15 protein-coding genes, 1 tRNA gene and 1 rRNA gene are annotated in these 26501 nt (G+C 71.1%); 13 read left to right on the top strand and 4 right to left on the bottom strand.

Going from position 1 to position 26501, the window contains the following annotated elements; genetic code table 11:
* From rrf to ACIRPU_RS08755, 3 genes are all read left to right on the top strand, one after another.
* A 5S ribosomal RNA gene (gene rrf / locus ACIRPU_RS08745) occupies positions 1-95 on the top strand; the annotation flags it as partial.
* 114 nt (positions 96-209) lie between these two features.
* On the top strand, positions 210-872 hold the full coding sequence (locus ACIRPU_RS08750) for a DegT/DnrJ/EryC1/StrS family aminotransferase (protein WP_385565786.1): 663 nt from the start codon (positions 210-212) through the stop codon (positions 870-872).
* Between the two features lie 76 nt (positions 873-948).
* Positions 949-1024: transfer RNA gene (locus ACIRPU_RS08755), tRNA-Thr, on the top strand.
* A 58-nt stretch (positions 1025-1082) separates the two neighbouring features.
* Here ACIRPU_RS08755 and ACIRPU_RS08760 read toward each other — a convergent pair.
* Positions 1083-3824 (bottom strand): SpoIIE family protein phosphatase, encoded by a 2742-nt coding sequence (locus tag ACIRPU_RS08760; RefSeq protein WP_403863633.1) that lies wholly within the window; start codon positions 3822-3824, stop codon positions 1083-1085.
* A 375-nt stretch (positions 3825-4199) separates the two neighbouring features.
* On the opposite strand from ACIRPU_RS08760, the gene ACIRPU_RS08765 reads away from it, so the two are divergent.
* The 10 genes from ACIRPU_RS08765 (at position 4200) to ACIRPU_RS08810 (ending at position 19164) form a co-directional block, all read left to right on the top strand.
* Positions 4200-9659 (top strand): HAMP domain-containing protein, encoded by a 5460-nt coding sequence (locus ACIRPU_RS08765; RefSeq protein ID WP_403863636.1) that lies wholly within the window; start codon positions 4200-4202, stop codon positions 9657-9659.
* A gap of 261 nt (positions 9660-9920) precedes the next feature.
* The gene (locus ACIRPU_RS08770; protein ID WP_057605621.1) at positions 9921-10610 is read left to right on the top strand and encodes a two-component system response regulator; all 690 of its coding nucleotides are present in this window, start codon (positions 9921-9923) and stop codon (positions 10608-10610) included.
* A gap of 164 nt (positions 10611-10774) precedes the next feature.
* Entirely contained in the window at positions 10775-13498 is a 2724-nt protein-coding gene (locus ACIRPU_RS08775) for a DNA translocase FtsK (protein ID WP_403863641.1), read from the top strand.
* 255 nt (positions 13499-13753) lie between these two features.
* Positions 13754-14593 carry a helix-turn-helix domain-containing protein gene (locus ACIRPU_RS08780; protein WP_384117069.1) on the top strand — a complete coding sequence of 280 codons (840 nt, stop codon included), beginning with the start codon at positions 13754-13756 and terminating at the stop codon, positions 14591-14593.
* An 89-nt stretch (positions 14594-14682) separates the two neighbouring features.
* Entirely contained in the window at positions 14683-16152 is a 1470-nt protein-coding gene (gene rimO / locus ACIRPU_RS08785; protein ID WP_384117071.1) for a 30S ribosomal protein S12 methylthiotransferase RimO, read from the top strand.
* The gene (pgsA, locus tag ACIRPU_RS08790) at positions 16149-16985 is read left to right on the top strand and encodes a CDP-diacylglycerol--glycerol-3-phosphate 3-phosphatidyltransferase (RefSeq protein WP_403863645.1); all 837 of its coding nucleotides are present in this window, start codon (positions 16149-16151) and stop codon (positions 16983-16985) included. Before rimO ends, pgsA begins: the two co-directional genes overlap by 4 nt.
* Positions 16982-17527 (top strand): CinA family protein, encoded by a 546-nt coding sequence (locus ACIRPU_RS08795; protein WP_403863648.1) that lies wholly within the window; start codon positions 16982-16984, stop codon positions 17525-17527. The genes pgsA and ACIRPU_RS08795 overlap by 4 nt, the downstream gene beginning before the upstream one ends.
* 109 nt (positions 17528-17636) lie before the next feature.
* The gene (locus ACIRPU_RS08800; protein WP_351766100.1) at positions 17637-18017 is read left to right on the top strand and encodes a helix-turn-helix transcriptional regulator; all 381 of its coding nucleotides are present in this window, start codon (positions 17637-17639) and stop codon (positions 18015-18017) included.
* Between the two features lie 207 nt (positions 18018-18224).
* The gene (locus ACIRPU_RS08805) at positions 18225-18695 is read left to right on the top strand and encodes a Dps family protein (RefSeq protein ID WP_403863651.1); all 471 of its coding nucleotides are present in this window, start codon (positions 18225-18227) and stop codon (positions 18693-18695) included.
* A 187-nt stretch (positions 18696-18882) separates the two neighbouring features.
* Positions 18883-19164 (top strand): hypothetical protein, encoded by a 282-nt coding sequence (locus ACIRPU_RS08810; RefSeq protein ID WP_403863654.1) that lies wholly within the window; start codon positions 18883-18885, stop codon positions 19162-19164.
* Positions 19165-19599: 435 nt separating this feature from the next.
* On the opposite strand, the gene ACIRPU_RS08815 is transcribed toward ACIRPU_RS08810, so the two are convergent.
* The 3 genes from ACIRPU_RS08815 to ACIRPU_RS08825 form a co-directional block, all read right to left on the bottom strand.
* Positions 19600-20364: an SDR family NAD(P)-dependent oxidoreductase gene (locus tag ACIRPU_RS08815; protein WP_403863657.1), complete on the bottom strand. Its 765-nt coding sequence runs from the start codon at positions 20362-20364 to the stop codon at positions 19600-19602.
* Positions 20365-20478: 114 nt separating this feature from the next.
* Positions 20479-21321, bottom strand: a complete 843-nt coding sequence (locus ACIRPU_RS08820) for an Fpg/Nei family DNA glycosylase (protein WP_403863660.1) — start codon at positions 21319-21321, stop codon at positions 20479-20481.
* A 44-nt stretch (positions 21322-21365) separates the two neighbouring features.
* Positions 21366-26351 carry an ATP-dependent helicase gene (locus ACIRPU_RS08825; protein ID WP_403863663.1) on the bottom strand — a complete coding sequence of 1662 codons (4986 nt, stop codon included), beginning with the start codon at positions 26349-26351 and terminating at the stop codon, positions 21366-21368.
* Between the last annotated feature and the right edge of the window lie 150 nt (positions 26352-26501).

Consider the following 26501-nt stretch of genomic DNA (forward strand, 5'->3'; position numbering starts at 1 on the left):
AAACGCCCGGTTACATTCCGAACCCGGAAGCTAAGCCTTACAGCGCCGATGGTACTGCAGGGGGGACCCTGTGGGAGAGTAGGACACCGCCGAACAATCATTCAAAGGGTTGGTCCCTGAACTTTGGTTCAGGGACCAACCCTTTTTTGTTTTCGGCCACTTGAAGTTCATGTTCCGCCTTCAGCATCCACGACATGGGTACTGCCGCAATGCTCAGGGCCGCAGGCGTCGGAGTCGGTGACGAGGTCATCGTGCCGGCCTTCGGGAATATGGAAGTCGCCGGAGCGGTCGCCCTTGCGGGGGCGCTTCCGGTGTTCGCCGATGTCGATCCGGTGACGTACTGCCTGGACCCGGCCGCCGTCGAAGCGGTCGTAACTCCGCGCACCGCGGCGGTTGTTGTCGTGCACCGCTTCGGCCGGCCGGCGGATGTGGGGCGGTTGCACGGGGTGGGTCAGCGGCACGGGCTGCTGGTGTTGGAACAGGGCGAGTCCGAGGCGCCGTACGCCGAGATCGCGCAGCGTCGGGAGCGGGCGGCTTACCTGGACGGGCGGTTGCGTGGGGTGCGGATGCCGGACGGCGGGGACGGGCACACGTATCAGCAGTACGTCGTACGGGTGCCGGGGAACGGTCGGCCCGATCGCGACGCCTTTGCGCGGGCCTTGCGGGGAAAGGGAGTCGAGTGCCGGGTGCCGGTGAAGACCCCGTTGCACCGGCTGCCCGAGTTCCGGCGGTGTGTGTCCCTGCCGGAGACCGAGCTCGCGGCGGACGAGACCCTGGCGCTGCCGGTGGACGCCTCGCTGACGAAGCGGGACATGCAGCGGATCGTGTCCGCCTGCAACGCGCTCGGCGGACTGCTTCAGCCCGCCTTCTGAACGAGTTTGGGAACACCGGCCACTTCGGGGTACGATCTGTTCTGTTGCCGCGAGGGAAACCTCGAAAAAGCAGCCGGCCCTCTTAGCTCAGTCGGTAGAGCGTCTCCATGGTAAGGAGAAGGTCAACGGTTCGATTCCGTTAGAGGGCTCCACAAAGAAAGCCCCCGCCCTTCCGGGCGGGGGCTTTCTCATGCCCTGCGTACTTTCTTCTCACGCCACTCGCATCGCCAGGATCGCCATGTCGTCGGAGGGGGCGTCGGACGCGAAGCGTTCCACCGCGCGCATGATGCGGGCCGCGACCGCGCCGGCGGTGAGACCGGTGCAGGTGGTGAGGACGTCGGCGAGGCCGTCGTCGCCCAGCATGCGAGTGCCCTCACGGCGTTCGGTGACGCCGTCCGTGACGCAGAGCAGGACGTCGCCCGGATCGAGGATGACCGTCTGCTCGTAGAGCTCCAGGTCCTCCATGACGCCCAGCAGCGGCTGGGGCTCGGCGGCCGCCTCGACCGTGCCGTCCTGGCGCAGGCGCAGGGGGAGCGGGTGGCCGGCGCAGACCACCTTCAGCTCGGCGCTGCCGTCCTCGTGCGGGCGCATCTCGCCGTAGAGGAGGGTCAGGAAGCGGCTGCGGGCGCCCTCGTCGAGGATCGCGGAGTTCAGACGCTCCAGGACGGCCGGGCCGCTCAAGCCCTCCCTGGCCAAGAGCCGCAGGGCGTGCCGGGCCAGTCCCGTCACCGCCGCCGCGTTCGGTCCCGTGCCGCAGACGTCGCCGATGGCGAAGCCGTAGACGCCGTCGCTGATGGGGAAGACGTCGTAGAAGTCGCCGCCGACTTCGTTGCCCTCGCCGGCCGCGCGGTAGATGACCTCGACCTCGACGCCGTCGATCTTGGGAGTCTCCGGGGGCAGGAGGCTGCGCTGGAGGGCCTGGCTGATGGCCGTGCGCTCCGAGTAGAGGCGGGCGTTGTCGAGGGCGAGGGCCGCTCGGCGGCTCAAGTCCTCGGCCAGTTCCAGGATTTCCTGGCGGAAGTGTTCGTCGGTGGGCTTGCCGAGGGTCAGCATGCCGATGACGCGGTTGCGGGCGACCAGCGGAAGGACGACCGTCTCGCCGCCCACCGCCGAGGCGGTGGCGAGCGTGGGGCCGATGCCGGACGCCACCTGGTGGTTCGGGCCGCCGGTCAGGCCGAGGCTGCGCATGGAGCTGCGCAGGGCCGCGTCGTGGGCGGCGGCGGCCGGGGCCGCCCAGACCCGGGCGCCCGGGGTGGGGACCGGGTCGGGCGGTGCGATCTTCGAGAGCAACGACTTGATGCCGTCGATGAGTTCCTCGTCCTCGTGCAGGACGTACGACAGGTAGGGGTCGGAGGCCTGGTCGGCGATCGTGTAGACGGCGCACCAGGTGGCCAGGGTCGGAACCGTCATCTGGGCCATCAGAGCCAGGGTCTGATCGCGGTCCAGGGTGCCCGCGAGGAGGTCGGAGGCCTCGACGAGGAAGCTGAGGGAGCCTCGGCGCAGGCGTTCCAACTCGCCGAGGCGGGCCGACTCCACGGCCAGGGCGATGCGGTCGGCCGCGAACTGGAGGCGCAGCGCCTCCTCGTTGGAGTAGCGGCCGGCGCCCTCCGCCGCCACGCCGAGGGAGCCCGTCAGGCGGCCCTCGACCTTGAGCGGGACGGTGACGACGGAGCGCATTCCCGTGCCGTTGAGCAGGGGGACGGCGCCGGGGACGGCCAGGAGGTCCTCGTGGACGGCCGGCATGCGGGCGGAGCCGTAGCGGCCGGGGCCCGCCTCGACGGGCACGCGCGCGAAGCGCTGGCGGGCGGAGGGCAGGCCCGTGGAGGCGCGGACCTCCAGCTCCGTCTCGTCGTCGGTCGCCAGCAGGAGGAAGGCCGAGTCGCCGTCGAGCATGTCGCGGGCGCGCTCGACCGTGCGCTGGAGGAGGCCGTCGAGATCGTCCGGGGCCGGGGAGCCGATGAACACCTCGAAGGGGTCGGTGTTCTGGCCGTCCGAGGTGGTGGCCTGGTCGGAGGCCGGGCCGCGCGACGGGGTCTGGAGGACCGCGCGTTCGTGGTCGCGGACGAGCAGGCAGACCGTGGAGGGCTCGCCGTCGGTGTCGCGGACGCGGAGGTGGGAGGCGTACACGGGTGTGACACGGCCGTTGGCGCCGCGCACGCCGTAGCTGCCCTCCCAGCGGGAGAGCTGGAGGGCCTCGACGATGCCGGTGCTCGTGCCGGGCGTCTGCGGCCAGGCGGCGAAGTCGGTGAGGGGTTTGCCGGTGACCTGGTCGGCCGGGTAGCCGAAGAGTTCCTCGGCGTCCTCGTTCCAGGCCGAGATGGCGCCCGCCCGGTCGATCTGGACGACGGCCACGCGTACCCGGCTGTCGGCGAGCGGGAGGAGGTCGGCCGGGAGGGAGGGGCCGGCCGTGCGGGTGCCGACCGGGCGGTCGGGGAGGTCGAGCTGGAACCAGACCTGCTTGTGGGTGGGGGTGTACTCGACGCCCCAGCGGCCGGCGATGGCCGCGCACAGCTGGAGGCCGCGGCCGCCTTCGCGGTCCGGGCTGCCCATGGTGGCCAGCGACCCCTGGAGGGGAATCTCACGTTCCGGATACCGGTCCGACACCTCGACGCGTACGCCGTCGGCGCTGCGCAGACACAGGACGTCGGCGTGGGTGCCCGCGTGGACGACCGCGTTGGTCACCAGTTCGCTGGTGAGGACCACGGCGTCGTCGATGATGTCGGCGAAGCCCCAGCCCTGGAGGGTGTCGCGGACGAAGGAGCGGGCGGTCGCCACAGATCTCCCGACGGGCTCGAAACTGGCAGCCGCGCGCGCGGTGATCACTGAACTCCTCGGCCGGTCGTCGACGTGCAGGGCTCCCTGGCCGGTCAGGTCGCCTCGCTGGTGGGGCGGGCGCGTGCTGGAAGGCCGGGGGTCCGGGGTCTGTCCCCCCGGGATCAGTCCGGTGGTCATGTGTGCGGCCGCCCCTCCGATGCCCGCTCGTGCTCGTGCCACCGCCCAGGCCGGTCGGACCGGCGTGGCTGGACAGCCGCATGCAAGGTTACTTACCTTCCCGGCCCGTACGGATGCCGGTCGCCAGTGTTTCCGCCCGAGGGTGTGCGGACGATGTGCGAAGCTGCCGAACTGTTATGGCCTGGTTCGGCAAGGGTGAAACACTGGGCAGGCTCCTTGTGAAGGTCCGGGCAGACCGGGTGTCTTCTGAGTACAGGGGGCAGCAGCCCCCCGGGTCCGCCTGATTTCATCGGGCGGGAAACCGAGTGGCAACAGGTACGGCGAGCAGTAGTACCCAGGCACAGCGGTAACGGTCGACCCCTGCGGGAGGGACAAGTGGAGTCTGGCGCAGCGACGCGGGGCACTAAGGCGCGCGCGAAAGGCGGACAGTCTCTGAGCAGGCCACGGACACCTGGTGGGACGACCGTCGTGGACACGGCGGCCCTGAACCGGCTGCTGGGGGCCCTCGGCTCCATGCGGGACGGTAATTTCCGCAAGCGGCTCACGGTGTCCGGCGACGGCGTGATGTCGGAGATCGCGGCCGTGTTCAACGAGGTCGCGGACCGGAATATGCATCTCACGGGTGAGCTGTCGCGGGTGCGGCGCATGGTGGGACGTGAGGGAAAGCTCACCGAGCGGCTGGAGACGGGCGCCTGTGAGGGCTCCTGGGCGACGGCCGTCGACAACTCGAACGCGCTGGTCGACGACCTCGTACGGCCTGTCTCCGAGGTCGGGCGGGTGCTGTCGGCGGTCGCCGAGGGCGATCTGTCGCCGCGGATGGAACTCAGGACGCACACGCCGGAGGGGACCGGGCATCCGCTGCGCGGTGAGTTCCTGAAGGTGGGGCGGACGGTCAACAACCTCGTCGACCAGCTCTCCACGTTCACCGACGAGGTCACGCGTGTGGCCAGTGAGGTGGGGACCGAGGGCAAGCTGGGCGGCCAGGCCCAGGTGCGCGGTATGTCCGGTTCGTGGAAGGACCTCACCGAGTCCGTCAACACGATGGCGTACCGGCTGACGGCGCAGGTGCGGGACATCGCGCTGGTGACGACGGCCGTGGCCAAGGGTGATCTGTCCCGGAAGGTGACGGTTCACGTCGAGGGCGAGATGCTCGAGCTGAAGAACACCGTCAACACGATGGTGGACCAGCTCTCCGGGTTCTCGGTCGAGGTGACCCGGGTCGCCCGCGAGGTGGGCACCGAGGGCATCCTCGGCGGCCAGGCGCAGGTGTCCGGTGTGGACGGCGTGTGGAAGGAGCTCACCGATTCGGTGAACACCATGGCCGGGAACCTGACGGCCCAGGTGCGCGGGATCGCGGAGGTGACGACGGCGGTCGCCAACGGCGACCTGTCGCAGAAGGTGACGGTGTCGGCGCGCGGTGAGGTCGCGCAGCTCGCGGACACGATCAACCAGATGACCGAGACGCTGCGGACCTTCGCCGACGAGGTCACGCGGGTGGCCAACGAGGTGGGGGCCGCGGGACAACTGGGCGGCCAGGCGAACGTGCCGGGCGCCGCGGGTACCTGGAAGGACCTGACGGACTCCGTCAACACCGTCTTCCGGAACCTGACCACTCAGGTACGGGACATCGCGGCCGTGACGACGGCCGTGGCCAGCGGAGACCTGTCGCAGAAGGTCACGGTGGACGTGGCCGGCGAGATGCTGGAGCTGAAGAACACCGTCAACGGGATGGTCGACCAGCTGTCGGCCTTCGGCGCCGAGGTGACCCGCGTGGCGCGGGAGATCGGGGTCGAGGGTGAGCTGGGCGGCCAGGCGCAGGTGTCGGGTGCGGCCGGGACGTGGAAGGACCTGACGGACTCCGTCAACACGGCGTTCCGCAATCTCACCGGACAGGTGAGGAACATCGCGCAGGTCACCACGGCCGTGGCCAACGGTGACCTGTCGCAGAAGGTCACCGTGGACGTCTCCGGCGAGATGGCCCAGCTGAAGAACACCGTGAACACGATGGTGGACCAGCTGTCGTCGTTCGCCGACCAGGTGACCCGGATGGCCCGGGACGTGGGCACCGAGGGCCGACTGGGCGGGCAGGCCCGGGTGGACGGCGTGTCGGGCACCTGGAAGGAGTTGACGGACTCCGTCAACTCGATGGCCGGGAACCTGACCTCCCAGGTGCGCAACATCGCGCAGGTGACGACGGCCGTGGCCCGTGGTGACCTGTCGCAGAAGATCGACGTCGACGCGCGCGGGGAGATCCTCGAGCTGAAGAACACCATCAACACGATGGTCGACCAGCTCTCCGCCTTCGCCGACCAGGTGACCCGGGTGGCGCGGGACGTGGGCACCGAGGGCCGGCTGGGCGGGCAGGCGCAGGTGCCCGGCGTGGCCGGTGTGTGGCGGGACCTGACGGACTCGGTGAACGGCATGGCCGGGAACCTCACCGCGCAGGTGCGCAACATCGCCCAGGTCGCCACCGCCGTGGCCCGCGGTGACCTCTCGCAGAAGATCACCGTGGACGCGCGCGGGGAGATCCTCGAGCTGAAGAACACGCTGAACACGATGGTGGACCAGCTGTCGTCGTTCGCCCAGGAGGTCACGCGTGTGGCCCGTGAGGTGGGTACGGAGGGGCAGCTCGGCGGGCAGGCCGAGGTGCAGGGTGTCTCCGGCACCTGGAAGGACCTCACGCAGTCCGTGAACTTCATGGCGAACAACCTGACGATCCAGGTGCGTCAGATCGCCGAGGTCACGACGGCGGTCGCCAAGGGCGACCTGTCGAAGAAGATCACCGTGGACGCCAAGGGCGAGATCCTGGAGCTCGTCACCACCGTCAACACGATGGTGGACCAGCTGTCGTCGTTCGCCGAGCAGGTGACCCGGGTGGCCCGCGAGGTGGGCACCGAGGGCATTCTGGGCGGTCAGGCGCACGTGCCGGGCGTCACGGGCATCTGGAAGGACCTCAGCGGCAACGTCAACCTGATGGCCAAGAACCTGACCATGCAGGTGCGCAACATCTCGCAGGTCGCGGCGGCCGTCGCCAACGGTGACCTGACGCGGCAGGTGACGATCGAGGCGCGCGGTGAGGTCCAGCAGCTCGCCGACACCTTCAACACCATGGTGAAGACGCTGAGCTCGTTCGCCGAGCAGGTCACCAAGGTGGCCCGTGAGGTGGGCACGGACGGCATCCTGGGCGGTCAGGCGCATGTGCCGGGTGTGGCGGGCACCTGGAAGGACCTCACCGACTCGGTGAACGGCATGGCGTCCAACCTGACCGGTCAGGTGCGCAACATCGCCATGGTCACGACGGCCATCGCCAAGGGTGACCTGACGAAGAAGATCGACATCGACGCGCGCGGGGAGATCCTCGAGCTGAAGACGACCATCAACACGATGGTCGACCAGCTGTCGTCGTTCGCCGAGGAGGTCACCCGGGTCGCCCGCGAGGTGGGCACCGAGGGGCAGCTGGGCGGTCAGGCACGCGTGCGTGACGTCGACGGCACCTGGCGCGACCTGACCGAGTCCGTGAACGAGATGGCCGGGAACCTGACCCGGCAGGTGCGTGCCATCGCGCGCGTGGCGACCGCGGTGACCCGCGGTGATCTGAACCTGAAGATCGACGTGGACGCGTCCGGGGAGATCCAGGAGCTCCAGGACTACATCAACAAGATGATCGCCAACCTGCGCGACACCACGATCGCCAACAAGGAGCAGGACTGGCTCAAGGGCAACCTCGCGCGCGTGTCCGCCCTGATGCAGGGCCGGCGCGACCTCCAGGACGTGGCCTCGCTGATCATGAGCGAGCTGCCGCCCCTGGTGGCCGCGCAGCACGGCGCGTTCTTCCTGGCGATGCCGCCGGCCGAAGGGGACACGGACCTGTACGAGCTGCGGATGCTGGGCTCGTACGGCTACTCGATGGGCTCCATGCCGACGTCGTTCCGGCCCGGTGAGGCGCTGGTCGGGACGGCGGCGGAGGAGAAGCGGACGATTCTCGTCGCGAACGCCCCGACCGGCTATCTGAAGATCTCCTCGGGGCTCGGCGAGGCGCCGCCCGCGCAGGTGATCGTGTTGCCGGTGCTGTTCGAGGGCCAGGTGCTCGGGGTGATCGAGCTGGCGTCGTTCACGCCGTTCACGCAGATCCAGAAGGACTTCCTGAACCAGCTCGCGGAGATGATCGCGACCAGCGTCAACACGATCTCCGTCAACACCAAGACGGAGCAGCTGCTGAAGAACTCGCAGGAGCTGACCGAGCAACTGCGGGAGCGGTCGGCCGAGTTGGAACAGCGGCAGAAGGCCCTTCAGGCGTCCAACGCCGAACTGGAGGAGAAGGCCGAGCTGCTGGCCCAGCAGAACCGCGACATCGAGGTGAAGAACACCGAGATCGAGGAGGCGCGGCAGGTCCTGGAGGAGCGCGCCGAGCAACTCGCGGTGTCGATGCGGTACAAGAGCGAGTTCCTCGCCAACATGTCGCACGAGCTGCGCACACCGCTGAACTCGCTGCTGATCCTGGCCAAGCTGCTCGCCGACAACGCGGACACCAACCTGACGCCGAAGCAGGTCGAGTTCGCCGAGACGATCCACGGCGCCGGGTCCGACCTGCTCCAGCTGATCAACGACATCCTCGATCTGTCGAAGGTCGAGGCGGGCAAGATGGACGTCTCGCCGACGCGTATCGCGCTCGTCCAGCTGGTCGACTACGTGGAGGCCACCTTCCGCCCGCTGACGGCGGAGAAGGGCCTCGACCTGTCCGTGCGGGTGTCGCCGGAGCTGCCGGCCACGCTGCACACCGACGAGCAGCGGCTGCTCCAGGTGCTGCGCAACCTGCTGTCCAACGCGGTGAAGTTCACCGACTCCGGGTCGGTCGAGCTGGTGATCCGGCCGGCCGGGGCGGAGGTGCCGGTGGCGATCCGGGAGCAGTTGCTGGAGGCCGGTTCGCTGACCGACGCGGACGCGCCGCTGATCGCGTTCTCGGTGACCGACACCGGCATCGGGATCGCGGCGAGCAAGATGCGGGTGATCTTCGAGGCGTTCAAGCAGGCGGACGGCACCACCAGCCGTAAGTACGGCGGTACCGGCCTCGGGCTGTCGATCTCGCGGGAGATCGCGCAGTTGCTCGGCGGTGAGATCCACGCGCAGAGCGAGACGGGCCGCGGCTCGACGTTCACGCTGTATCTGCCGCTGCACCCGAGCGAGCTGCCTCCGCAGGGCTACCAGCAGGTCGTGCCCGCCCTGGAGGCCGGTGACCTGGTGGCCTCGGAGAACGGGGCGCGCGAGCTGTCGGAGCTGTCCGAGGCGGAGATCCAGATGCCGGCCGAGGTGCGGTCGTACCAGGACGCGCAGAACGGACCGGCGGCTCTCTTCCGGCGCCGGCGTCGATTGGTGAGCGGCGGCGAGCAGGTGGGGCGGCCGGAGCAGTGGCCGGCCCGCGTGCAGGAGGCCGGGGCGTACCAGCGCGAGGGCATCCGGTTCGGCGGTGAGAAGGTGCTGATCGTCGACGACGACATCCGTAACGTGTTCGCGCTGACCAGCGTCCTGGAACAGCACGGTCTGTCGGTGCTGTACGCGGAGAACGGCCGTGAGGGCATCGAGGTCCTGGAGCAGCACGACGACGTGGCGGTCGTCTTGATGGACATCATGATGCCCGAGATGGACGGATACGCGACGACGACGGCCATCCGCAGGATGCCGCAGTTCTCGGGGCTGCCGATCATCGCGCTGACCGCGAAGGCGATGAAGGGCGACCGGGAGAAGGCGATCGAGTCGGGCGCCTCCGACTACGTGACGAAGCCGGTGGACCCCGATCACCTGCTGTCGGTGATGCGGCAGTGGATGCGGGACGAGTGAGGTGACCTGCGGCGTGGCGGGAACCTTCGGGAGGTGCCCGGAGTTGCTGACTCAGGGTGTCCGTTGTCGTGTAGCGGGACGGAATTCGGGGAACCTTCTGGTCTCCTGCTGCGTTCCTGCTACGTGCACAGTGACATCACGGTGACAGGGTGTGGCGACGGTCGGGGTGCGGCTACCATGACCGGCACAAGGAAGGGCGGCGCAACGGAGTCGTCCCCAGGGGCGGCGCCCGGTGCACTGCCGGGGCGAGGAGGGCGGGCCATGGTGCAGAAGGCCAAGATCCTCCTGGTCGATGACCGGCCGGAGAATCTGCTGGCGCTGGAGGCGATCCTCTCTGCGCTCGATCAGACGCTGGTGCGGGCATCGTCCGGGGAAGAGGCGCTCAAAGCACTGCTGACGGACGACTTCGCGGTCATTCTGCTGGACGTCCAGATGCCGGGAATGGACGGCTTCGAGACGGCTGCGCACATCAAGCGGCGGGAGCGGACCAGGGACATCCCGATCATCTTCCTCACCGCGATCAATCACGGGCCGCACCACACCTTCCGCGGATACGCGGCGGGCGCGGTGGACTACATCTCCAAGCCGTTCGACCCGTGGGTGCTGCGCGCGAAGGTCTCGGTGTTCGTCGAGCTCTACATGAAGAACTGCCAGCTGCGCGAGCAGGCGGCGCTGCTGCGGTTGCAGTTGGAGGGTGGTGGCGGCAAGGCCGCCGCGGGCGGTGGCGTCAAGGAGTCGGCGGGGCTGCTCGCCGAGCTCTCCGCGCGCCTCGCGGCCGTCGAGGAGCAGGCCGAGGCCCTGTCCAAGCAGTTGGATGACGAGTCCGCGGACGCGGCGGCGGTGGCCACGGCGGCGCACCTGGAGCGCAAACTCACCGGTCTGCGCCGGGCGCTTGACGCCCTGGAGCCGGGCACCGGTGGGGGCACGGCCGCGCTGCCGTCGCCGAACTGAACGGAACTGACGCGTGCGACGCATCGAGTTGTGCGTGAGGGCGCGTCAGTTCCCTCTCCACCGAAGGCAGACGTGTCAGTTCCGCGCCTTCGGGACGGCGACACGAACGGGTGAAGCAGTGGGCACACGTGTCCGCTGCGGTCTCCACCGGTAACCTCACACCCATGGCCTCACGTCCGTCCGCAGCCAAGAAGCAGCCCGCCAGGAAGGCGGCTGCTCCCGCGAAGGCTCCGGCGAAGAGGGCCGCCGCCAAAAAGGCCCCGGCGAAGAAGGCGCCCGCCAGGAAAGCCGCGGCCAAGAAGCCCGCGCCCGCGCCGGCCCCCAGTCCCACGGGGGGCGTCTACCGGCTGGTGCGCGCCATCTGGCTCGGACTGGCGCACGCCGTCGGCGCCGTGTTCCGCGGCATAGGGAACGGCGCGAAGAACCTCGACCCCGCGCACCGCAAGGACGGCGTCGCGCTGCTGCTGTTCGGCCTCGCGCTGATCGTCGCCGCGGGGACCTGGGCCGACCTGCGCGGCCCGGTCGGCGACCTGGTCGAGATCCTGGTGACCGGTTCCTTCGGGCGGCTCGACCTGCTGGTGCCGATCCTGCTGGCGGTCATCGCCGTGCGCTTCGTCCGGCACCCCGAGAAGCCCGAGGCCAACGGACGTATCGTGATCGGCCTGTCCGCGCTCGTCATCGGCGTGCTCGGGCAGGTCCACATCGCCTGCGGTGCGCCCGCCCGCAGCGACGGCATGCAGGCGATAAGGGACGCGGGCGGACTCATCGGCTGGGGTGCGGCGACCCCGCTGACCTACACCATGGGCGAGGTCCTCGCCGTACCGCTGCTGGTGCTGCTCACGGTCTTCGGGCTGCTGGTCGTCACGGCCACCCCGGTCAACGCCATCCCGCAGCGGCTGCGGCAGCTCGGGGTGCGGCTGGGTGTGCTGCACGATCCGGCGGCGGACGAGTACGACGACCTCGACGACGACGCGCGCTACGACGAGCAGTGGCGCGAGGCGCTGCCCGGGCGCCCCCGTCGGCGCTCGGGCGCCCCCCAGGCGCACGATCCCGAGGACGCCGAGCAGGAGGCGCTCTCCCGGCGGCGCGGCCGCCCCAGGCGCTCCGCGGTGCCGCAGCCGGCCATGGACCGTCGGCTGGACGCCGTGGACATCGCCGCGGCCGCCGCGGCCGACCTCGACGGCGCCGTCCTGCACGGCATGCCGCCCTCGCGGATCGTCGCCGACCTCACCCAGGGGGTGAGCGGCGGCGACGGGGAGCCGACCACGCCGACGCCCGTTCCGGCACCGGCCTCGCGGCCCAAGCAGGAGAAGCTCAGGACGGGCGGGGGAGCGGTCCCCGACCTGACCAAGTCGGCCCCCCAGGAGACGCGCGAGCTGCCGCCGCGCGCGGAGCAGCTCCAGCTGTCCGGCGACATCACCTACTCGCTGCCCTCGCTCGACCTCCTGGAGCGTGGCGGCCCCGGCAAGGTGCGCAGCGCGGCCAACGACGCGGTCGTCGCCTCGCTGACGAACGTCTTCACCGAGTTCAAGGTCGACGCGGCCGTCACCGGCTTCACGCGCGGACCGACGGTCACCCGCTACGAGGTCGAGCTCGGCCCCGCCGTGAAGGTCGAGCGGATCACCGCCCTGGCGAAGAACATCGCGTACGCCGTCGCGAGCCCCGATGTACGGATCATCAGCCCGATCCCCGGCAAGTCCGCGGTCGGCATCGAGATCCCGAACACCGACCGGGAGATGGTCAACCTCGGCGACGTGCTGCGGCTCGCCGAGTCCGCCGAGGACGACGACCCGATGCTGGTCGCCTTCGGCAAGGACGTCGAGGGCGGCTACGTCATGCACTCGCTGGCGAAGATGCCGCACATGCTGGTCGCCGGCGCCACCGGTTCCGGCAAGTCGTCCTGCATCAACTGCCTGATCACCTCGGTCATGATCCGGGCGACCCCGGAGGACGTCCGGATGATCCTGGTCGACCCCAAGCGGGTCGAGCTCACCGCCTACGAGGGCATCCCGCACCTCATCACGCCGATCATCACCAACCCCAAGCGGGCCGCCGAGGCGCTCCAGTGGGTCGTACGCGAGATGGACCTGCGCTACGACGACCTCGCCGCGTACGGCTACCGGCACATCGACGACTTCAACCGCGCGGTGCGCGAGGGCACCGTCAAGCCGCCCCCGGGCAGTGAACGCGAGCTCCAGGCGTACCCCTACCTGCTGGTGATCGTCGACGAGCTCGCCGACCTGATGATGGTCGCGCCGCGTGACGTCGAGGACTCGATCGTGCGCATCACGCAGCTCGCGCGCGCGGCCGGCATCCACCTGGTGCTCGCCACCCAGCGGCCGTCGGTCGACGTCGTCACCGGCCTGATCAAGGCGAACGTGCCCTCGCGGCTCGCGTTCGCGACCTCCTCGCTCGCCGACTCGCGCGTCATCCTCGACCAGCCGGGCGCCGAGAAGCTGATCGGCAAGGGCGACGGGCTGTTCCTGCCGATGGGCGCGAACAAGCCGACCCGTATGCAGGGTGCCTTCGTGACCGAGGCCGAGGTCGCGGCCGTCGTGCAGCACTGCAAGGACCAGATGGCGCCGGTCTTCCGGGACGACGTCACCGTGGGCACCAAGCAGAAGAAGGAGATCGACGAGGACATCGGCGACGACCTCGACCTGTTGTGCCAGGCGGCCGAGCTGGTCGTCTCCACCCAGTTCGGATCGACGTCCATGCTCCAGCGCAAGCTGCGCGTCGGTTTCGCCAAGGCCGGACGGCTGATGGACCTCATGGAGTCGCGGAACATCGTCGGGCCCAGCGAGGGTTCCAAGGCGCGTGACGTTCTCGTGAAGCCGGACGAGTTGGACGGCGTGCTCGCCGTGATCCGGGGGGACTCTGGGGGGTAGACGTCAGTCAGGGAAGTGGAGGCCGGCCGTGACTCACCCGTTAGAGAGCAGTGGGCAACCGTTTCCCTTTGGCATACGTCCAGTTGAGCGAGAGGACAGGTGCGGCTCCCCGCCGGGGCCGTAACCGGCCCGTCATCGGTGTGACCGGCCATACCGATGGCGTACAAAGTCGTACCGCCCGGTTGCCCCTCCCTTTGGCACCCCCCCTAGACTGAACCTCCAGCACAGGTGGCTACACGCTCGAAAGGCGCCCCCGTGTCCATCGGCAACTCTCCTGAAGACGAGCGTCCGTTCGAAGACCCGTCCGAGGAAGCCCCCCTCTCCATCGGCCGCGCCCTGAAGCAGGCCCGTATCGCGGCCGGGCTGACCGTCGATGACGTCAGTTCAGCCACCCGGGTCCGCATCGTCATCATCCACGCCATCGAGTCGGACGACTTCGCCCCCTGCGGCGGGGACGTCTACGCCCGCGGGCACATCCGGACCCTGGCCCGGGCCGTCCACCTCGACCCCGCCCCGCTGATGGAGCGGTTCGACGACACCCACGGCGGCCGTCCGGCGCCGACCCCGGCCGCGCCCCTTTTCGAGGCGGAACGCATCCGCCCCGAGCGGCGCGGGCCGAACTGGACCGCGGCTATGGTCGCCGCGATCGTCGCCGTGGTCGGCTTCGTCGGCTTCACCGCGTTCACCGGCGGTGACGACGACGGGTCCAAGGAGCAGGTCGCCGACGGCGCCACCCCCACGACCGGCAAGACCGCCTCACCCACGACGAAGTCCGACAAGCCCGTCACCGAGAAGCCGGAACCGTCCGACAGCGCCATCGCCGCGGCCCCCCAGGACAAGGTCACCGTCCAGGTCAGCGCCACCGACGGTCGTAGCTGGGTCGCCGCCAAGGACCACAACGGCCGGCTGCTCTTCGACGGCCTGCTCAAGCAGGGCGACTCCAAGACCTTCCAGGACAGCGAGAAGATCAACCTGGTCCTCGGCGACGCCGGTGCGATCGATCTCTACGTCAACGGCAAGAAGCTCGACGACGATTTCCGGCCCGGCGCCGTGGAGCGGCTGACGTACACGAAGGGCGACCCTCAGGTCGGATAGGCCAGGCGTGCCTTCGGGTGTACGGGGTTGGCGAAGATCGCCAACCCCGTCGACGTTCGGTGTCGGTGGGACAAAGTAGTCTTGAGCCCATGCCTGAACGCCGTACCGTCGCACTCGTCACCCTTGGCTGCGCCCGTAACGAGGTGGACTCGGAGGAGCTCGCAGGCCGTTTGGAGGCGGACGGCTGGCAGCTCGTGGAGGACGCCGAGGACGCGGACGTCGCCGTCGTCAACACCTGCGGCTTCGTCGACGCCGCCAAGAAGGACTCCGTCGACGCCCTGCTGGAGGCCAACGACCTCAAGGGGCATGGCAGAACCCAGGCCGTCGTGGCGGTGGGCTGCATGGCCGAGCGCTACGGCAAGGAACTCGCCGAGGCCCTGCCCGAAGCCGACGGCGTGCTCGGCTTCGACGACTACTCCGACATCTCCGACCGCCTCCAGACCATCCTGAACGGCGGCATCCACGCCTCCCACACCCCGCGCGACCGGCGCAAGCTGCTGCCGATCAGCCCGGCGGAGCGGCAGGAGTCGGCCGCGTCGGTGGCCCTTCCCGGGCACGGGCCCAACGATCTCCCCGAGGGCGTCGCCCCGGCCTCCGGCCCCCGCGCGCCCCTGCGCCGCCGGCTCGACGGCGCCCCGGTCGCCTCGGTCAAGCTCGCCTCCGGCTGCGACCGGCGCTGCTCCTTCTGCGCCATCCCGTCCTTCCGCGGCTCCTTCATCTCGCGCCGGCCGAGCGATGTGCTGAACGAGACGCGGTGGCTGGCCGAGCAGGGCGTCAAGGAGATCATGCTGGTCTCCGAGAACAACACCTCCTACGGCAAGGACCTCGGCGACATCCGGCTGCTGGAGTCGCTGCTGCCCGAGCTGGCGGACGTCGACGGCCTCGAGCGGGTGCGCGTCAGCTACCTCCAGCCGGCCGAGATGCGGCCCGGCCTGATCGACGTGCTGACCTCGACGCCGAAGATCGCCCCCTACTTCGACCTGTCCTTCCAGCACTCGGCGCCCGGCGTGCTGCGCGCGATGCGCCGCTTCGGCGACACCGACCGCTTCCTGGAACTGCTCGACACCATCCGGAGCAAGGCGCCCCAGGCGGGTGTGCGCTCCAACTTCATCGTGGGCTTCCCCGGCGAGTCGGAGGCCGACCTGGCCGAGCTGGAGCGCTTCCTGAACGGCGCGCGGCTCGACGCGATCGGCGTCTTCGGCTACTCCGACGAGGAGGGCACCGAGGCCGCGTCGTACGACGGCAAGCTCGACGTGGACGTCGTGGCCGAGCGGCTCGCCCGGGTCTCCCGGCTCGCCGAGGAGCTCGTCTCGCAGCGCGCCGAGGAGCGGGTCGGCGAGACCGTGCACGTACTGGTCGAGTCGGTGGACGAGGAGGGCGTGTACGGCCGCGGGGAGCACCAGGCTCCGGAGACGGACGGCCAGGTGCTGCTCACATCGGGCGAAAACTTGAGCGTCGGTCGTATGGTCGAGGCGAAGGTGGTCGGTACGGAAGGTGTCGACCTGGTGGCCGAGCCTCTGCCGGGCTCGATCGGGTGTAGCGAGGAGGCGGGCAGATGACGGGTGTTCCGGCATCGGCTGCGGGCGGCTCCTCGCAGGCTTCACCGGCTTCGCAGGCTCCACCGCCTTCGCAGACCTCACCGGGTTCGCAGACCTCAGCGGGTTCCCAGGCTTCGCAGGCCGGGCAGGCGGCGGGAGCCGTGGCGGCTCCTTCGGGAGTGCCTGCCGACGCGGCCGCGATCGTCGACCCGGAGGATGCCGGCAGGCCGCCGCGGGGCGCGAAGCTGGCGGCCGCGGCCGTCAACCAGGCGAGCGTGTGGAACATCGCCAACCTGCTGACCATGCTTCGGCTGATCCTGGTGCCGGGCTTCGTCGCGCTGATGCTGGCCGACGGCGGTTACGACCCGGCGTGGCGGGCGTTCGCCTGGGCGGCCTTCGCCATCGCCATGATCACCGACCTGTTCGACGGGCACCTGGCGCGGACGTACGACCTCGTCACCGACTTCGGGAAGATCGCCGACCCCATCGCCGACAAGGCGATCATGGGAGCGGCGCTGATCTGTCTCTCCTCGCTGGGCGACCTGCCGTGGTGGGTGACGATCGTGATCCTCGGCCGGGAACTCGGGATCACACTGCTGCGTTTCCTGGTCATCCGGTACGGGGTCATCCCGGCGAGCCGGGGCGGGAAGCTGAAGACGCTCACGCAGGGCGTGGCGGTCGGGATGTACGTCCTGGCGCTGACGGGGTGGCTGGCCACCCTGAGGTGGTGGGTGATGGCCGCGGCGGTCGTCCTGACCGTGGTGACCGGGCTCGACTACGTGCGACAGGCCGTTGTGCTGCGCAGGCAGGGAATCGCCGAGCGCAAGGCCGCGTTGGAGGAGACGCAAGCGTGAATTCCCCGGCCACCGAGGTGGTGCGACTACTCACGGTGAACGAGCAGACGCTCGCCGTGGCCGAGTCGTTGACCGGTGGCCTGGTCGCGGCGGAGATCACCACGGTCCCCGGCGCGTCCAAGGTCTTCCGGGGTTCCGTGACCGCCTACGCCACCGACCTCAAGCACGGACTGCTCGCGGTCGACGCGGACCTTCTGGCCGCACGCGGAGCCGTGGACGCGCAGGTCGCGGCCCAGATGGCCGCCGGAGTGCGGAAGGCGCTGGGCGCCGACTGGGGCATCGCGACCACGGGCGTCGCCGGCCCCGACCCCCAGGACGGACAGCCGGTGGGGACGGTTTTCGTGGCGGTGGATGGCCCGTCCGCGGTGGATTCCGGTTCCGCCGGCGGCGGAAAAGTGGAGGCCCTGCGGTTGAACGGCGACCGGGCGGAAATTCGTAGAGAGAGTGTACGGAGCGTACTCGCACTGCTCCTGACAGGGCTTGCGGGCGAACACACCGGGAATGAGCGGGCACAGGATACGGAACAGAACGGGGGGTTTTGATGTTTGCAGCCCTGAGTGAACACGACATCGCTCCCCGCACGGCCGCAGCGCGAGGCGGTACGGTGGGGCGTGAAGGATGCGGCTACGCGGTCCGAGGAGGGAGCCACCGATGATTCTGCTCCGTCGCCTGCTGGGTGACGTGCTGCGTCGGCAGCGCCAGCGCCAGGGCCGTACTCTGCGCGAAGTCTCCTCGTCCGCCCGAGTCTCACTCGGCTATCTCTCCGAGGTGGAGCGGGGGCAGAAGGAGGCTTCCTCCGAGCTGCTCTCCGCCATCTGCGACGCGCTGGACGTACGGATGTCCGAGCTCATGCGGGAAGTGAGCGACGAACTCGCTCTCGCCGAGCTGGCTCAGTCTGCTGCCGCCACCCCCAGGGAGCCTGTACCGACGTCGGTTCGTCCGATGCTGGGTTCCGTATCGGTGACCGGTGTGCCACCGGAGCGGGTGACCATCAAGGCACCCGCCGAGGCGGTGGACGTGGTCGCCGCGTGACATTCACGCGCGCGGGCGTGTGCCGCGTGAACGTGTGACGTGACGCAAGCACGTATGTAGGCATGTGTGAGGCCCCGGCCGGGGCTTCTCCGGGAAGACCCGGAGAGGGTGCGGTCGGGGTTTTTCGCGTCCGTCGTCCGTTTGCCGGTGTCGGGTGCCGCGGTCATCGTGGAGGGGCACGACGGGGGCCAACCACCGGAGGTACGGATGTACGTCGTGAAGAGTCCCCTGTCCGACGCCGATCTGAAGACCGTCTCCGAGGCGCTGCAAGGCGCGCTCGTCGACCTGGTCGACCTGTCGCTCGTCGCCAAACAGGTCCACTGGAACGTCGTCGGGCCCCGGTTCCGGTCCGTCCACCTCCAGCTCGACGAGGTCGTGGACGTCGCCCGCACCCACTCCGACACCGTGGCGGAGCGTGCCTCGGCGCTGGGCGTCTCGCCGGACGGACGTGCGGCGACGGTGGCGGCCGGCAGCGGGATCGGTGCGGCGCCGGGGGGCTGGGTCAAGGACTCCGACGCCGTGGGCACGCTCGTCGCCGCTCTGGGCGCGGTGATCACCCGGATGCGGGAACGGGTGACGGCCACGGGTGACGCGGATCCTGTGAGCCAGGACATCTTCATCGGGATCACCGGCGATCTCGAGAAGCATCACTGGATGTTCCAGGCGGAGAGCGTGTGAGGCCCCAGGAGTGCGAGCGGCGGATCGGCTCGGCCGATGCGCCGATGTGCCGCCCGTGCGCCCTGCCGGGGGTGGAGGCGGGCGTCTAGCGTCCTCTGCGGAGGAGCGGAGGAGCGGAGGAGCGGGGGGGGGTCACGGGGGCTACGGGGGTGTCGTGGTGAGGCTCGGGCTGGAGGTGACGGCCGTGGTGGCTCGAATAGCAGGGCGAGGGGCCGCGCTCGGGCTCGGCCTGGGGCTCGGCGCGGCGTGGTGGTGGGCCGTGCTGAGGCTCGCCGTGGCGCCCGACGCCGGGGCGCTGGAGGGAGCCGTCGCCGCCGGAGGGTGGGGGCTGAGCCTGCTACCGGTGCACTGCGTGGCCAAGGTGCGTGCGGTGGGGGCGGTCGGGGAGGGGCGATGGAAAGCCGCCTGGCGAGGAGTCGCGGCGGGCGGGGGCGGGGGCGGAGGCGGAGGCAGGAGCGTCGACGGTTAGGGCGGCGGGGACGGTCGGGGCGCGGGGGGTGGCGGGGGGCCGGTGGGGCTGTGGGGGAGGCGCCGGGTTGAAGGTGCTGGGGATGGGGGCCGGATTCTCTCCCGGGCGGGGTGTGGGCGCGGTGAGCGGTTGGGGGTGGAGTGGGACGCGGGCAGGGTGGGTTCGGATGTGGGCGCTATGAGGCGGTTGAGGGTGGGGCGCGGGTGTGGTGGGCCGGGAGGTGGTTCGAGGGCAGGTGGGGGCGCGGGGCCGGGTGTGGGCGCGTTGAGGCGGTTCGGGGATGGGTGGAGGGTGAGTGTGGTGGGCCTGGGAGGCGGTGCGGGGTCTGGTGGGGTGAGTGTGGTGGGCCCGGGGAGGCGGTTCGGGCGGTGGGTCTGGGAGGGGTGGGAGTGACGTGGCCATGGAGGGGGCCGGGGAGGTGTCCGGGGGCAGTGGTTACCAGGGCATGGCTACGCCGCCGTTCGGGCGGAGGATCTGGCCCGTGGTGAACGCCGACGCGTCCGAGGCCAGGTGGAGCACGGCGTGGGCGATGTCCTCGGGTTCGCCGACCCGGCCCAGCGGCGACATGCGGGCCATGAGCGCCTCGGTGTGCGCCTGTGCGCCGGGTTCGTGGCGGTCGGTCATGGGGGTGCGGATCCAGCCCGGGGCGACGGCGTTGACGCGGATGCCGTGTCGGCCGACCTCCGTCGCCAGCGTCTTCGTCAACTGGACCACGGCCGCCTTGGCGACGCCGTAGCAGAGCAGGCCGGCGCCGCCGGTGTCCACGGCGCCCGAGGCCATGGTGACGATGCTGCCGCCGGTGTCGCGCGCCAGCATCAGACGGGCCGCCTCCTGGCACGCGTACAGCACGCCCTTGAAGTTGACGGCCAGGACCCGGTCGAGATCCTCGTCCCGGGTCTCCAGGACCGGACTGCTGTGCATGATCCCGGCGACGGCGGCCATGACGTCGAGCCGCTCGCAGGACTCGACGGCCTGCCGGATCTGGGCGCGATCGGTGACGTCGAGAGGGTGGGTGCGGGCCGTGCCGCCCCGGTCCTTGATCAGCGTCGCCGTCTCGTGCAGGCCCTGCTCGTCGCGATCCGCGCCGTGCACGGTGGCGCCCGCCTGGGCGAGCAGCACGGCGCAGGCACGGCCGATTCCGCTCGCGGCGCCGGTGACGAATGCGGTGCGTCCGGTGAGGTCGTACGCCTTCACGGCCATGAGGGGACGGTACGAGGGTTTCTGACGGTCCGTCAATTGTGGTGGGATTGTTCGGTGCTGCGCGAGGCGCGTCAACTCGTCGACGGGGTTCCGCGGATCGGTCGTCGAGGGACGTCACCGGATGGTGCGGGGGCGGAGGCGGCGCGTCGGCGGGGAGCCCGGCGCCGGCACGGGGCCGATCTGGCAGGCGGGGCACCAGTAGGTCGGGCGCTCGCGGGAGCCGTCGCCCTGGTCGGCGACCCGGACCTGCGTCCCGCAGCGCAGACAGGGGCGGGGCGCGCGGCCGTAGACGAACAGGTTCTGGCCGCGGCGGCCCGTCGTGTTGCGGGCCGGACGGTCGCGGTTGGCCTCCAGAAGCTTCTTCGCGAGGGCGGGCAGCTTCACGGCGCGGTCGGCGGGGAGCGCGCCGACGGGGAGCCATGGGGTGACGCCGAGGAGGAAGCAGAGCTCGCTCTTGTACACGTTGCCGATGCCGGCGAGGTTGCGCTGGTCGAGCAGGGCCTCGCCGAGGGAGCGGGCGGGGTCCGTCAGGAGGTTGGCGAGGGCTCGCTCGGGGTTCCAGTCGGGGCCCAGCAGGTCGGGGCCGAGATGGCCGACGGCTCGTGACTCGTCGGCGGTGCGCATCAGGTCGAGGACGGGGAGGCGGTAACCGACGGCGGTGCGGCCGTGGGTGCCGAGGATCGCCCGGATCTGGTGCGCCGGGCCGCCGGTCCAGCGCTGGCCGTCCGTGAACACCTTCCAGGAGCCGTCCATCCGCAGGTGCGAGTGGAGCGTCAGGTCGCCTTCGACGCGGGTGAGGAGATGTTTGCCGCGCGCAGTGACGTCCAGGACGGTGCGGCCGGTGAGGTCGGCGGTGGCGTACTTGGGCACCCGGAGATCCGAGCGGGTCAGTACCTTGCCCGCGAGGGCGTCGTGCAGTCGCCTCGCGGCCTGCCAGACCGTGTCACCTTCGGGCATGGGTCAAGGGTGACATGCGAGTCGCTCCGGGCGGGGTATGGCGGTCATGCGCGCAGGCGCAGGCCGCGAGGGGTCGCGATGAAGCCCGCTCCTTCCAGCAGGGTGCCGATGGGGGAGGTGAGTGCCGAGGCGCCGTTGACGCGCTCCACCGTGACCGTGCCGAGGGAGCCCGCGCGCGCGGCCTCCGCGAGAGCCTCCGCGGCGGTGTGCAGGCGTGGGTCGTCGGCGGGGGCGTCCTCGCCGTCCGGGGTGGAGGGCCAGGCCAGCAGGGTCTTGCCGCCGCGCTCCATGTAGAGCGTCAGTTCGCCGTCCACGAGCACCACCAGGGAGCCTGCCTTGCGGCCGGGCTTGTGCCCGGCGCCGCTCGGTGGCTCGGGCCAGCCCAGGGCGGCGCCGTACGCGTTCGCCGGGTCGGCGGCGGCGAGGACGACGGCACGGGAGACGCCGGACGGAGTGCCGTAGCGGTCGCGGCTGTTGGCGCTCCGGGGGTTGTGGTGGTCGGGGAAACCTGAGCCGGTCGGGAAGCCGGAGCCGTTCCGACCGCCTGAGGCGTTCGGGAAGCCGCTGCCTCCGCGAGGGCCGCCGGCGCCCGCCGAGGCGAAGTCGTGGGGCGAGACGTACTCGTCCGGCGAGGCGAGGCCTGGCGGGGCGTCGAAGGGGGACGGCGAGCCGGCGTCGAGGCCCGGGACGTCCCAGGCGTCGGCGGACGGGAAGCCGGGGGAGCCGTCGGGGAAGGCGAAGCCGTCGGAGGAACCCGTCGCCGAGTTGGGGCCGGGCGGCGGCTCGCCGCGGTCGCGGGCGTTGGCCACAGCGCGGAGCCGGTCCACGGCGCCGTCCATGGCGAACTGCGCGGCGCCGAGGCCTTCGACGACGTACCCGCGACGGGCCTGACCGCTCTCCTCGAAGACGGACAGGATGCGGTAGATCGCCGAGAAACCGCCTTCGACGCCCTCGGCCGCGACCGCGCCCCGCGTCACCACGCCGTGCCGGTCGAGGAGCGTGCGGGCGAGGGCGTGGGCGCGGACCGTGGGGTCGGACTCGTGGGCCGGCAGGAGGGACCAGCGTCCGGCGACCGTCGGGGGTCCGCCGCGCGAAGCGGGGCGGACCGCGGCCGTCAGCGAGCCGTAGCGACCGCGCGGGACGCTGCGCTTGGCACGGTGGGCCGTGGAGCCTGCCGTGCGCCCCGAGCCCAGCAGGGCGCGCAGGGGGGTGAGCGTGTCGTTGGTGAGCCGGCCGGACCAGGCCAGGTCCCAGACGGTGTCGGCGAGCTGCGGGTCGGTGGCGTCGGGGTGCGTGGTGGCGCGAACCTGGTCGGCGATCTGGCGGAAGAACAGGCCGTAGCCCCCGGCGAGGGCGTCCAGGACCGACTGGTGCAGCGCCGTCAGCTCCAGGGGGTGGGGCGGCGACAGGAGCAGGGGCGCCGCGTCCGCCACGTACAGGGAGATCCAGCCGTCCTTGCCGGGGAGGGCGCCCGCTCCGGCCCAGACCACCTCTCCGGCCGCGGTGAGTTCGTCGAGCATCGCCGGGGCGTAGTCCCGCACGCGGGAGGGCAGGACGAGCTTCTCCAGGGCGGAGGCGGGCACCGACGCGCCCTGGAGCTGCTCGACGGCGCGCACCAGTCCGTCGGTGCCGCGCAGGGAGTGGCCTCGGCCGATGTGCTGCCACTGGGGCAGGAACTGGGCCAGCGCGGGCGGCGGGACCGGCTCCAGCTCGTGCCGCAGGGCTGCCAGGGAGCGGCGGCGCAGCCTGCGCAGGACCGTCGCGTCACACCACTCCTGGCCGATGCCGGCCGGGTGGAACTCGCCCTGGACGACGCGCCCGCTCGCCGCGAGCCGCTGGAGGGCGCCCTCGGTCACCGCCACGCCGAGGCCGAAGCGGGCGGCCGCGTCTGCCGAGGTGAACGGGCCGTGCGTGCGGGCGTGACGCGCGAGGAGGTCGCCGAGCGGGTCCTTGACCGGTTCCGTGAAGGCTTCCGGCACGCCTACCGGGAGGGCCGTGCCGAGCGCGTCGCGCAGTCGGCCCGCGTCCTCGATCGCGGCCCAGTGGTCGGCGCCGGCGATACGGACCCGGATGGCGCGGCGGGCGGCGGCCAGTTCCTGCGCCCACCGGGGGTCGGCGCCGCGCTCGGCCAGCTCGGCGTCGGTGAGCGGGCCGAGGAGGCGCAGGAGGTCCGCGACGCCCTCGGGGTCCTTCACCCGGCGGTCCTCGGTGAGCCACTGGAGTTCCCGTTCCAGTTCCGTGAGGACCTCGGCGTCGAGCAGTTCGCGCAGCTCCGCCTGGCCGAGCAGCTCGGCCAGCAGGCGTGAGTCGAGGGAGAGAGCGGCCGCGCGGCGCTCGGCGAGCGGGGAGTCCCCTTCGTAGAGGAACTGGGCGACGTAACCGAAGAGGAGGGAGCGGGCGAAGGGCGACGGCTCCGGGGTGGTGACCTCGACCAGGCGTACCTTGCGGGCCTCCAGGTCGCCCATCAGCTCCACGAGGCCGGGAACGTCGAAGACGTCCTGAAGGCACTCGCGGACCGCTTCCAGGACGATCGGGAACGAGCCGTACTCGCTCGCCACCTGGAGCAGTTGGGCGGCGCGCTGGCGCTGCTGCCACAGCGGGGTGCGCTTGCCGGGGTTGCGGCGCGGCAACAGCAGCGCGCGGGCGGCGCACTCGCGGAAGCGGGCCGCGAACAGGGCCGAGCCGCCGACCTGGTCGGTGACGATCTGGTCGACCTCGCCCTTGTCGAAGACGACGTCCGCCGCACCGACCGGTGCCTGCTCGGCGTCGTATTCCGTGCCGGCCCTCGTCGGCTCCTGGTCGAGCAGGTCCAGGCTCATGAGGTCGGCGTCCGGCAGTCGCAGGACGATGCCGTCGTCGGCGTGCATGACCTGGGCGTCCATGCCGTAGCGCTCGGAGAGTTTGGCACCCAGCGCCAGGGCCCAGGGGGCGTGGACCTGGGCGCCGAAGGGGGAGTGGACGACGACCCGCCAGTCGCCCAGCTCGTCCCGGAAGCGCTCCACGACGATCGTGCGGTCGTCGGGGATGTGCCCGCAGGCCTGGCGCTGCTCGTCCAGGTACGAGATCACGTTGTCGGCCGCCCAGGTGTCCAGCCCCGCGGTGAGCAGCCGGAGCCGGGCGTCCTCCTTGGACAGGGAGCCGACCTCGCGCAGGAACGCGCCGACCGCGCGGCCGAGCTCCAGCGGGCGACCCAGCTGGTCGCCCTTCCAGAACGGCAGACGGCCCGGGACACCGGGGGCGGGGGAGACCAGGACGCGGTCACGGGTGATGTCCTCGATACGCCAGGAGCTGGTGCCGAGCGTGAAGACGTCGCCCACGCGCGACTCGTACACCATCTCCTCGTCGAGCTCGCCGACCCGGCCGCCGCCCTTCTTGGGGTCGGCGCCCGCCAGGAACACGCCGAACAGGCCACGGTCTGGGATCGTGCCCCCGGAGGTGACGGCGAGACGCTGGGCGCCGGGACGGCCGGTGATCGTGCCCGCGACGCGGTCCCAGACGACGCGCGGGCGCAGCTCGGCGAACGCGTCGGACGGGTAGCGGCCGGCCAGCATGTCCAGGACCGCCGTGAACGCGGACTCGGGAAGTGACGCGAACGGGGCGGCCCGGCGGACCGTGGTCAGCAGGTCGTCGACCTGCCAGGTGTCGAGCGCCGTCATGGCGACGAGTTGCTGCGCCAGGACGTCCAAGGGGTTGGCGGGGACCTTCAGGGACTCGATCGAGCCCGTACGCATCCGCTCGGTGACCACCGCCGCCTGGACGAGGTCACCGCGGTACTTCGGGAAGACCACACCGGTGGACACCGCGCCCACCTGGTGTCCCGCGCGGCCGACGCGCTGGAGGCCCGAGGCCACCGACGGCGGGGACTCGACCTGGACGACGAGATCCACCGCGCCCATGTCGATGCCGAGCTCGAGGCTGGAGGTCGCCACGACGGCGGGCAGCCGGCCCGCCTTGAGGTCCTCCTCCACGAGCGCGCGCTGTTCCTTCGAGACCGAACCGTGGTGGGCGCGCGCGATGACGGGCGGGGCGCCCTGGGCCGCGCCCGAGCCGCCCATGAGCTCAGCGGGGGAGTGGTGCTCCTTCAGCGGCTCGCCGGTGGCCCGCTCGTAGGCGATCTCATTGAGCCGGTTGCACAGGCGTTCGGCGAGCCGGCGGGAGTTGGCGAACACGATCGTGGAGCGGTGGGCCTGGACGAGGTCGGCGATCCGCTCCTCGACATGCGGCCAGATCGACGGACGCTCCGCCCCTTCGGAGCCTTCGGCGACCGGGGAGCCGCCCAGTTCGCCCAGGTCCTCCACCGGGACGACGACCGAGAGGTCGAACTTCTTGCCGGACTTCGGCTGGACGATCTCCACCTTGCGGTGCGGGGAGAGGTAGCGCGCCACCTCGTCGACCGGCCGGACCGTGGCCGACAGGCCGATGCGGCGGGCCGGCTTGGGCAGCAGTTCGTCCAGCCGCTCCAGGGAGAGCGCCAGGTGCGCGCCTCGCTTGGTGCCCGCCACCGCGTGCACCTCGTCCAGGATCACCGTCTCGATGCCCGTCAGGGCGTCGCGCGTGGCCGACGTCAGCATCAGGAACAGCGATTCGGGTGTCGTGATCAGGATGTCCGGGGGGCGGGTGGACAGCGCGCGGCGCTCCGCGGGCGGGGTGTCGCCGGAGCGGATGCCGACCTTGACCTCCGGCTCGGGCAGGCCGAGACGCACGGACTCCTGGCGGATGCCCGTGAGGGGGCTGCGCAGATTGCGCTCCACGTCGACCGCGAGGGCCTTGAGAGGCGAGACATAGAGGACTCGGCAGCGCTTCTTCGGGTCCGCGGGAGGGGGCGTCGAGGCGAGCTGGTCCAGGGCGGCGAGGAAGGCGGCCAGGGTCTTCCCGGAGCCGGTCGGGGCCACCACCAACACGTCCGAGCCCTCGCCGATGGCCCGCCACGCGCCCGCCTGGGCCGCGGTGGGCGCGGAGAACGCCCCCGTGAACCAACCGCGGGTCGCGGGGGAGAAGCCGTCGAGGGCTCGGTGTGCGGAGCTGACCATGCGTCCATCCTGCACCCGGCCACTGACAATTGCTCTGACCTGCGCAGATGCGGCGTTCTCTCGTGCCCAGGCTGTCGGCTCCCTCCGTGCCCGGACTGTCGGAGTTCGCCGTGCGGCGGGGCGCGGGATGGCCGGGGGGGGAAGGGGCTG

The sequence above is a fragment of the Streptomyces sp. NPDC102259 genome, from assembly GCF_044766465.1.
Classification (GTDB): domain Bacteria; phylum Actinomycetota; class Actinomycetes; order Streptomycetales; family Streptomycetaceae; genus Streptomyces.

Coding starts and splice junctions, on each gene's coding strand:
- ACIRPU_RS08805 (WP_403863651.1), top strand. CDS start 18,225: ATGTACGTCGTGAAGAGTCCCCTGTCCGACGCCGATCTGAAGACCGTC.
- ACIRPU_RS08770 (WP_057605621.1), top strand. CDS start 9,921: ATGGTGCAGAAGGCCAAGATCCTCCTGGTCGATGACCGGCCGGAGAAT.
- ACIRPU_RS08775 (WP_403863641.1), top strand. CDS start 10,775: ATGGCCTCACGTCCGTCCGCAGCCAAGAAGCAGCCCGCCAGGAAGGCG.
- ACIRPU_RS08820 (WP_403863660.1), bottom strand. CDS start 21,321: ATGCCCGAAGGTGACACGGTCTGGCAGGCCGCGAGGCGACTGCACGAC.
- ACIRPU_RS08750 (WP_385565786.1), top strand. CDS start 210: ATGCTCAGGGCCGCAGGCGTCGGAGTCGGTGACGAGGTCATCGTGCCG.
- ACIRPU_RS08815 (WP_403863657.1), bottom strand. CDS start 20,364: ATGGCCGTGAAGGCGTACGACCTCACCGGACGCACCGCATTCGTCACC.
- pgsA (WP_403863645.1), top strand. CDS start 16,149: ATGACGGGTGTTCCGGCATCGGCTGCGGGCGGCTCCTCGCAGGCTTCA.
- ACIRPU_RS08825 (WP_403863663.1), bottom strand. CDS start 26,351: ATGGTCAGCTCCGCACACCGAGCCCTCGACGGCTTCTCCCCCGCGACC.
- rimO (WP_384117071.1), top strand. CDS start 14,683: ATGCCTGAACGCCGTACCGTCGCACTCGTCACCCTTGGCTGCGCCCGT.
- ACIRPU_RS08800 (WP_351766100.1), top strand. CDS start 17,637: ATGATTCTGCTCCGTCGCCTGCTGGGTGACGTGCTGCGTCGGCAGCGC.
- ACIRPU_RS08760 (WP_403863633.1), bottom strand. CDS start 3,824: ATGACCACCGGACTGATCCCGGGGGGACAGACCCCGGACCCCCGGCCT.